General features: G+C 64.1%; 5 protein-coding genes, 3 tRNA genes and 1 pseudogene. 5 read left to right on the top strand and 4 right to left on the bottom strand.

Annotation, left to right across the window (positions count from 1 at the left end):
- Together E3T48_RS04960 and E3T48_RS04955 are read right to left on the bottom strand one after the other, a co-directional pair.
- Positions 1-827, bottom strand: a pseudogene (locus tag E3T48_RS04960) (NlpC/P60 family protein); the annotation flags it as partial.
- On the bottom strand, positions 820-2,205 hold the full coding sequence (locus tag E3T48_RS04955; RefSeq protein WP_241986660.1) for a M23 family metallopeptidase: 1,386 nt from the start codon (positions 2,203-2,205) through the stop codon (positions 820-822). The gene E3T48_RS04955 and the pseudogene E3T48_RS04960, both read right to left, overlap by 8 nt.
- A gap of 265 nt (positions 2,206-2,470) precedes the next feature.
- Here E3T48_RS04955 and E3T48_RS04950 point away from each other — a divergent pair.
- From E3T48_RS04950 to E3T48_RS04940, 3 genes are all read left to right on the top strand, one after another.
- Positions 2,471-2,543: transfer RNA gene (locus E3T48_RS04950), tRNA-Glu, on the top strand.
- Positions 2,544-2,631: 88 nt separating this feature from the next.
- Positions 2,632-2,705, top strand: a tRNA-Asp gene (locus E3T48_RS04945).
- Positions 2,706-2,775: 70 nt separating this feature from the next.
- Positions 2,776-2,848 (top strand) — tRNA-Phe (locus E3T48_RS04940).
- An 87-nt stretch (positions 2,849-2,935) separates the two neighbouring features.
- Here the strand turns inward: E3T48_RS04940 and E3T48_RS04935 are convergent.
- On the bottom strand, positions 2,936-4,087 hold the full coding sequence (locus E3T48_RS04935) for a site-specific integrase (protein WP_134522723.1): 1,152 nt from the start codon (positions 4,085-4,087) through the stop codon (positions 2,936-2,938).
- Positions 4,087-4,836: a helix-turn-helix domain-containing protein gene (locus E3T48_RS04930; RefSeq protein WP_134522722.1), complete on the bottom strand. Its 750-nt coding sequence runs from the start codon at positions 4,834-4,836 to the stop codon at positions 4,087-4,089. Before E3T48_RS04930 ends, E3T48_RS04935 begins: the two co-directional genes overlap by 1 nt.
- Before the next feature lie 87 nt (positions 4,837-4,923).
- Here E3T48_RS04930 and E3T48_RS17585 point away from each other — a divergent pair, with 87 nt between their 5' ends.
- Positions 4,924-5,139 (top strand): helix-turn-helix transcriptional regulator, encoded by a 216-nt coding sequence (locus E3T48_RS17585; RefSeq protein WP_134522721.1) that lies wholly within the window; start codon positions 4,924-4,926, stop codon positions 5,137-5,139.
- A gap of 131 nt (positions 5,140-5,270) precedes the next feature.
- Complete coding sequence (locus E3T48_RS04920; RefSeq protein ID WP_134522720.1) at positions 5,271-7,439, top strand: DUF5906 domain-containing protein; 2,169 nt, start codon at positions 5,271-5,273, stop codon at positions 7,437-7,439.
- Positions 7,440-8,092: the final 653 nt, after the last annotated feature.

Raw genomic sequence — 8,092 nt, 5'->3', positions numbered from 1 at the left:
TGGTCGGCCGCCGCACGCACCGCGGCCGCCGCCTGGGCGCGGGCCAGTGCCGCGGCCGCGACTGCGGCATCCTGGCCGGCCCGGTAGGACCGCTCGGTCTCTGCGGTGGTGTCCTTGAGCAGCGCCAGCTGCTCGAACAGGTCGTTGGACTTCCTCTGTTCGGCTTCGAGGGCCGCGGCGGCGGCCTGGGCGGCGGCGTTGGCCTCGTCGAACCTGCTCATCGCGGCGGCGCTCAGCCGGGTGCGTTCGGCCGCCGCGGCCGCGGCCTGGTCGCCGAGCGACTCGGCGGTGTTCTTGTCCTGCAGGGCCTGGCGGTAGATGGTCTCCGACGCCTCGCCCAGCTTGCTGGCGGTGCCGAGCTGCGCGAGCAGGTCATCCGCCTTCCGACCGTTCAGGAACAGGTTCAGCGACAGGTCCTGGGCGCCGGCCTTGGCCAGGTGCGCGGCGATCAGGCCGGCGCGCATCTTCGAGGTGGCGGCGCGGATCTTCGCGGCCTCGGCCTGCGTGGTCAGGCTTGCCTCGCGGGCGGTCGCGGCCTCGAGGTCGTCCTGGGACACCCGGTACGCCTCGGCCGCAATCTGCGACGCCTTCGACGAATCGGCCGCGGCGGTCTGCAGTCCGAGCAGCAGTGCGGTGATCTTCACGATCTCGGCCTGCTTCGTGGCCTCGCTCTGCTTGGCCTTCGCCACGTCGTCCCAGCTGGGATAACCCGCCTCGGCGAACGCGGCCGGGGCGACGAGCCCGGCGGATGCCGCCACCGCCCCGATCGCACCGATCGCGAACAGACGAGCGGGCTTCAGTCGCGGCCTGGTGGACTCGTCAGCCAAGGGGGACTCCCCTGTCGGCCATGAACGGCTGGGGATTGATCAGGGAGCCGTTGGTGCGCACCTCGAAGTGCAGGTGGCAGCCGGTGGACGCGCCGGTGCTGCCGACGCTCGCGATGTTCTGGCCGACCGAGACGCGCTGCCCGTTGGAGACGAAGATCCCACCCGAGCGGATGTGCGCGTAGCCAGTCGAGACGCCACCACCGTTGTCGATCTGAATGTAGTTGCCGTAGTTCCCGTTGGAGCCGGCGTAGGTGACCACGCCGTCGCTGGCCGCGTAGATCGGGGCGCTGCAGCCGGCACCGATGTCGGTTCCGCTGTGGTACCCCTTGCTGCAGCTCCCGCCACCGCAGATCACGGCGCGCGGGCCGAAGCCGTCGGTGATTCGCCCGCTTGCCGGCACAGCCCAGCCGTTGTTGATGTAGCCGCCGCCGAGGCCCGCGCCGGCGCTGCCGGTCGACCCCCCGCCGCTGCTCCGGTTGGCTGCGGCCGCAGCCGCTGCTGCGGCTCGGGCGCGCTCCGCTTCGATGGCCGCGAGGCGCGCGCGTTCCGCGACCCCGGCCTCGTAGCCGGCCGTGGTGGTGGCCTGGGCGTCCTGCATGAACTTGAGCTGGGCGTCGAGCTCGACGCTCTTGGCCTGGGACTCGGTCAGCGCGTTCGCGGCGGCCTCGGCCGCGGCCTGCGCCGCGACAAGGGCGGCCTCGGCCTCGACCCGAAGCGCCTCACGCTCGGTCTGGGCGATCTTGGCCTGGTCCCCGAGCGCTTGCGCGGTGTTGCGCGCGGTCTGCGCCTGAACGTAGACGTCGGAGCTGCGCTCGACGAGCTTACTCATGCTACCGAGCTTCGACAGCAGCGCGTCGGCGTCTTTGCCCGCAGCCTGGCCGTCGAGGAACAGGTTGACACTGAGGTCGGTACCGCCGGTGCGGTAGAGCTGGGCGGCCAACTGGCCTGCCTGCCTGGTCGCGGCGTCGGCAGTGGCCTTGCCGGCATCCGCCTGGGCCTGCAGGTCGGTCGCGCGACGGGTGGCCTCGTCGAACTTTTCCTGGGCGATCCGGAGTTCGGCGCCGCGCCTCTCCGATTCGGCCTGCGTCTCCGCCACCTGCACCTTGAGGTTGGCAATCATCTCCTGGATCTGCGCCACCTGGCTTGCGGCCGCGGCCGTGTTGGACTTCGCATTCTGCAGGTCCTGCCAGGTCGGGTAGTCGACGGCGAGGGCCTGACCGGCCGGACCGGCCAGGCTCGCGATGAGCGTGAGTGCTGCGAGGAAGCCGGTGGACGCGATGGACCTGCGCCGGATGCGCGCGCCGGAACCGGGTGCGCCGGCTCGGATCCGAAGACCCGCCAGCCGCTCCAGAACAGTGCGGACTCGTGCGGATGCCATGCGCCTCATTACTCTCCGATCGAGCTCGTTAACCACATGCGTAACAGTGTTAACTCTTTTCACAGTAACAACTTCAGGCGGAAACGCCCAGCACCTCCCGAATCTAACCCGAGAAGGGAGCCACGCTCCCGCCATTCGCGGGCGAGCCGGGCATCCGCGAACCCGCCGCCAACGCCCCCGAAACGCCGCCCCGGAGCCGATTTGGGAATTGCCGCACCCAGACCGTATGCTTATGCGTCGGAAGCCATGAAGTCTATGGCGTCTCGGCCCCATCGTTTAGTGGCCTAGGACGGCGCCCTTTCACGGCGTTAACACGGGTTCGAATCCCGTTGGGGCTACGCAGGTCGTTTCAAATATGTGCAAGACTTATGTGCGTGTTACGACAGGCAAAACACACAATAGAATACGTAATGGTTCTCATCACGAGGCCCTGTAGCGCAGTTGGTTAGCGCGCCGCCCTGTCACGGCGGAGGTCGCCGGTTCAAGTCCGGTCAGGGTCGCACAGGCATTGAGCCCTTTCGAAAGAGAGGGTTTTTTTCCTTGGAAAGCGACTTCTCGAAGTTTCTTTCTGGCCCTGTAGCTCAGTTGGTAGAGCGTTCGACTGAAAATCGAAAGGTCACCGGATCGACGCCGGTCGGGGCCACTGAAATCCTCGTAAGGCTCTACTTACGGGGATTTCTTCATTTGTGCCCAAGTTTTCAGTCGGGCACCCCGCATAAACCCCGCACATTCAGATGAGGCCATCGAGTCGCTGTCCCATCACTTCAGCAGCGCGCTTCGATCCCTTGATTGTGTTCATGTAGACGTCTTGGGTCATGGACGGGTTCTCGTGACCGAGGTAGTCGGCGATCTCAGTGGCCGACAACCCCTCCTGGTCGAGGATCGTGGCCACGGTCTTGCGAAACGAATGCGTAGACAGTGCAGGATAGCCAAGCACGTCGCGCCGGTCGCGAATCTCGCGCTGAGTGTTCGACGGATCGCGTAGGCGCATCAGCGGAGTAGGGAATAGAAGCGTCGTGAACTCCCGCAGTACTTCGTGGCGGCGGTGGAGCAGCTCCATCGTCTGCGCGGGCAGGGGCGTAATGCGTGCTGACTTCTCGGTCTTGGGGAAGTTCTGCCTTACAACGCCCAGGCCCTTCACCCGAACGTTGATTGCCTCAACGGTGGCCGTGCCGGCTGAAAAATCCACCGAGGTCACATCGAGGGCGCAGACCTCCGCCACGCGCCAGCCTGACGAGAGCATGAACTCGATCAACCCGACAGTGTCCCACCTCATCAAGTCTGCATCGGCACGGGCAATGGCGAGGAACGCGGGCAGTTCGTCAAGAGGGATGGCGGCGCTGCCTCTCCTCTTCGCCCTGCTTCGAGAGATTCGCTCCAGCTCACGCACGGGGTTCTTCTCTGTGGCGCCGTTGACCACGGCCAAAGCCATCATCCCGCTCAGTGTCGAGCGGCAGTTCTTCGCGGCGCCGGCCCCGCTCTCCTTCTCGATGCGGTTGAGGAACGGCTGCAGACGCTCCGGCTTCGCCTCGGCGACGGTGAGGTTGCCGATCTTTGGGATTATGTGGGCGGACACCGCATAGCCGTAAGTTTCCAATGTGCCCTCGGATCGCCCTACATCGCGCTTGGCGTCCAGAAACATCTGCGCGAGGACACGCAAGGAAGTGGTCGGCTTCAACTCGCCGCCCCGATCCGCCTCGATGGTCGTGAGCGCTTGTTTCAGCGCAGAGGTCGCCTTCGCCCTACTCGCACCGTACTTTTCAACTTGACGGGCCCTCCCATCGGTGAATCGGTACCGGGTGCGTGCGCGCCATTTCCCGGGCTGGACTTCGCTCGTATTAATGGTGCCGTACGTCCCAATTCCCATCCTCGGTCTAGCCATCAGCGCCCCTCCTTCATGGACCCGCGGATCTCGTCAACGAGCACGCGAGTTACACGGCCGCGGGCCTGGGGTGTGCTGTCAGTGCCGGCGCGCCGGGACGACTCTTCTTCGAGGGAACGTGCCCAGAGGTCGAGAGCCAGCTGCCGGAGTCGGCCGATGCTTATGCCGAGTTTCTTGGCTGCGCGCTCCTCTGCCAGGCTGCCTGCATCGCCCTTGGTGGGGTTCCGGGTCGCCGGCTCAGGAGGCATCTGGGACTGGTCGAGGAGGTGGGCGACCTGGTCGGCCACTTCGGCACGCGTCGCCTCTCGACCGCGCATCTCGCGCATCTCGCGCATCTTGCGCAGAACCTCGTCCTCTAACTCCTCGTCCACCTCGTAGTCTTCCTCTGCATCGGCGCGCGCGACAGGGCTCCTGGTCACCTCAACGCCATTTAGCACGCCATCGACCCACGAGCGCTTCACAGGGTGCTGGCCGCCGGATACCAGAGTGAGGACCTCCGCGTCTCCAAGCAAGGCTGAGAGCGTGAGCGGCTGCCCCACTAGGTCGCCCAGGGCAAGTGCCAGCAGCAGCAGAGCGGGGAGGGTCAACGACGCCTGCCCGCGCTCGATGTTACTGACACTGCTAGCGCTCCAACTTGCTCCGTAAGAACGGGCGGCGCGGGCAATCTGATCCAGCGTGAGGCCGTGCTCCCGACGAACTTGCGAGACGAACGCCCCTACGGCAGCAGATACCGTTTCGATTTCACTCATGCTTACAGGATACAGAACTTGTATAAGAAAGGGGTAGCCGCTAGCATCAGATTACACGATATAGAACCTGTAGAAAGGAACGTTGTAATGACAGTGCAGCATCCCCGAGCGCGTCCAATCGCACTCCTCACCGCGAAGGACCTGTCGGCTCAGACCGGCATGTCGATGTCTACCATTTACCGCAAGCGCTCGACCGGCGAGTCTCTGCCACGAGCAGTGAAGCTCGGAGGGCACGCGGTTCGGTGGCGTCAATCCGACGTCGACTCATGGATCGAGGAGCAACTCGAGCCTGAGGCGCGGTGAACAAAAAGGCGCGACCACCACTCCCCCAGACAGGAAAAGCAAAACGCCCCGGCAATTGCCGAGGCGCTCTACACGATTTTTATCTCCAGCCGACGAGTTACAGCTCGTTGTTCGGCTGAAAGGACTTAGCGATGACTCTACCAAGCGACGCCGAGAGGGACAAGGAAGTTCAGCCCAACCTCGTCCGCGCTGCGAACCCCGAGGGGAAGACCTCCGCTGATGATCACGCGCTCCCGAGGAGTAGTTCGCTCACCGAGAATAGCTACGAGCGTCCCACCAGCGCCGAAGAAGGCTCGATAGCCGACACGGAGCTCCCGCCTGACTCCCATGACGAACTCGCCACACACAACGGCGAGAATCAAGATTCAAAGTTGCTTGACGAACTTCCGCAGCAGTGGAGTCGTGCGGAGCGAATCAACTACGTCACCAAGAGCTACCTTGAGGGGCTCGCCGGTCTCGACCCCGCGGCACTGCCCGCGAAGCTGACCTCGAACTCGGAGCTTGTGGCACGTTCGACACTGGCCTGCATCCGCGAATGGTACGGGGAAGATGGCAAGGAGAGGCCTGTTTACGTGCCGGGTGGGCCGCCGGCCGCGTTGACCGCCTGGCAGCTCGCGATGCTCGCCGCGCGCTGGCATCGGATCCGTCGGATCGCGCACGCTGGCCTCGGTGACACGACTCTCGACGAGCTCGGCTTCTATCAGTCCGCCGGCGCGAACCGCGGCCTCTTCGTCGCAGACGAGTCTGCCTTGAGAGCGTTGATCCTCGGCTTCGACCAGGACGTCTCCGACCCGAAGATGAGGGAGATCATCGGCAAGCTCTACGACATCGCGCCTCGCGTAGAGAAGACCTCCGATCGCGACGCGATCCCGTGCAAGAGCAGGGTCTTCGATTTCAAGACGAAGACCCAGAGGGACTACGACCCCGACGTCGATGTCTTCACGTCAAAGCTCGCCGTCGACTGCCCGCGCACCGAGCCTGAAGAACCGATGCGCTTCCTCAGCGACCGCTCGCCGTGGCAATTCAGTGACTGGCTGCTCGATCTCTTCGAACCGCTGGATGATGCTGAGGATGTTGCGAATACTGTCTGGGAGATCATCAGCGCCAGCGTCCGCCCGGGCGTTCGCTGGAACAAGATGGCCTTCTTCTACAGCACCCTCGGCGAATCGGGCAAGGGCACCCTCGTCGAGATGATCCAGCATCTGTTCGGCGAGGGCTCTGGCGCGTACTGCTCGATTCCTCTCGACGCGTGGGGCGGGCCTGGAAATGACTTCAAGCTTGAGCCGCTCCTAACTGCGTTCGCCGTGCTGGTCGACGAAAACAACGTCGGGGAGCATCTGACCTTTCTGGCAAACTTGAAGGCCGCCGTGACAGGAGATCGGATCCCGATCAACCGCAAGGGGCGAAGGGTAATCACAATCCGCTTTCGCGGCTTCATTGTTCAATGTGTGAATGCGCTTCTCAGCACAAAGGACAAGTCCAGCTCGTTTTCGCGCCGCCAGCTGTTCGTACCCTTCCCCAAGAGTTTCACAGGGGCCGCGTTCCCGGAGATCAAGGAGACCTTCCTGAGCGACACGAAGGTGCTGGAGTATGTGCTGTGGCGTGTCCTCCACATGACGCACTACACGCTTTCAGAGCCGAAATCGTGCCGCGACCTGAAAGAGGAAGCGCAGATCCGAAACGACTTGGTTCGCGAGTTCTGGGTGGAGCTTCGTGAGCACTTTGCATGGGATCTCCTCCCATTCCCATTTCTGCACCACCTCTTTGAGGCTTGGCGCGTGCGCGAGAACCCAGGAAGCAAGCCGATGGGAAAGCAAACGTTCACTGACCGCCTGATGGAGGCCGTGCGTAATGATCAGCTCTGGTTCTCTGACGGCCGCGATAGGGTGATTAATCGTGCCCAGCGGATGCTCGGTGAGGAACCGATGCTCCACGGGTATGGCGTCCCCTCTGACTCCTGGAACAACAAAGCGAAGACCTACAAAGGATTGCAGCGGCGCACCTCACTGCCCGGCAGCCTCCAGGAACTGACGGATCTCCAGGCGCGAGATAACGCCGACTGGGAGCGTCGCGCCGTCGAAGACGACGGTGTTGTCGACCCGGCTCACGTCCGAGATCATGCCAGGATCCGACGCATGGGCTCCGGCTGCACGTGCCCGCCGAGGGGTGGCGCGACGAAGCCGCAGCCGGCCCTGACCGCCGCAGTCAAGCGCTCACGGGCGATTGGCCTCGCGCTCGTGAATGCGCAGGCAGACGCAGACGCACGTGCGAAGGCGGCCGCGCTCGTGGACGCTAGCTGACAGCCTGACAGCGCGGACGGGTGGAGTGCCTAGGCTCTCCGCCCGTTTCACCAGGCTCCCTAGCGTTCATTCGTTTCCCCGTGACGGTCGTAGTTGCCCAGCAGTGGTGGCGACATCCCCCAAGCAGAGCTCGCTCATGGGGCACTCGAGGGCAACGATGGAGCGAACAAATGCAACGGATACGGCCCGGCCTCGGAAATCTGTTTTGCGGACGCAGGCAGCCCACGCAGCGAATGACTGGTTGCTCCGCCGCTGGCCGCTACCCGCGGCGCAGTGCTGGCACCGCCACCATTTGCTGTGGGCGCGGGCGCGCGCCAGGTTCCCCGCCGCCCCAGGGCAAAGGCGGCACGGCCCGATGCCGCGGAGCGAGCATGCCCACAGGGCCGGAGCTCAGAGCGCCGAATGTGAGCGCGGTTACAAACCACGCCTAAGGTTACAAATTGTGATCACGGCTGTAACGGCGAGAACCGCAGGATTCCGCGGCTAGAAGCGTCAAGATTACAAAGTTACTAAGTTACAAAGATCTAGAGACCTACCCAAACCCCTCGGCTAATGGGACTGCCCCGAGTTCAGTTGACTCGAAGGGTTAGTGGTTTCAGGCGGCCTTGCGGGCCACGTTTATTGTCTCAAACTCGATCGGGGTGAGCTTACCG

Origin of the sequence: Cryobacterium fucosi (assembly GCF_004403515.1) — a bacterium.
Lineage (GTDB): Bacteria > Actinomycetota > Actinomycetes > Actinomycetales > Microbacteriaceae > Cryobacterium > Cryobacterium fucosi.
The sequence above is the reverse complement of the archived record's forward strand: the minus strand, read 5'-3'. Positions and strand labels throughout refer to the sequence as shown.

Bases quoted from the DNA above. Each gene is read 5' to 3' on its own strand.
- E3T48_RS04955 (WP_241986660.1), bottom strand. From the start codon at position 2,205: ATGGCATCCGCACGAGTCCGCACTGTTCTGGAGCGGCTGGCGGGTCTT.
- E3T48_RS04935 (WP_134522723.1), bottom strand. From the start codon at position 4,087: ATGGCTAGACCGAGGATGGGAATTGGGACGTACGGCACCATTAATACG.
- E3T48_RS04930 (WP_134522722.1), bottom strand. From the start codon at position 4,836: ATGAGTGAAATCGAAACGGTATCTGCTGCCGTAGGGGCGTTCGTCTCG.
- E3T48_RS17585 (WP_134522721.1), top strand. From the start codon at position 4,924: ATGACAGTGCAGCATCCCCGAGCGCGTCCAATCGCACTCCTCACCGCG.
- E3T48_RS04920 (WP_134522720.1), top strand. From the start codon at position 5,271: ATGACTCTACCAAGCGACGCCGAGAGGGACAAGGAAGTTCAGCCCAAC.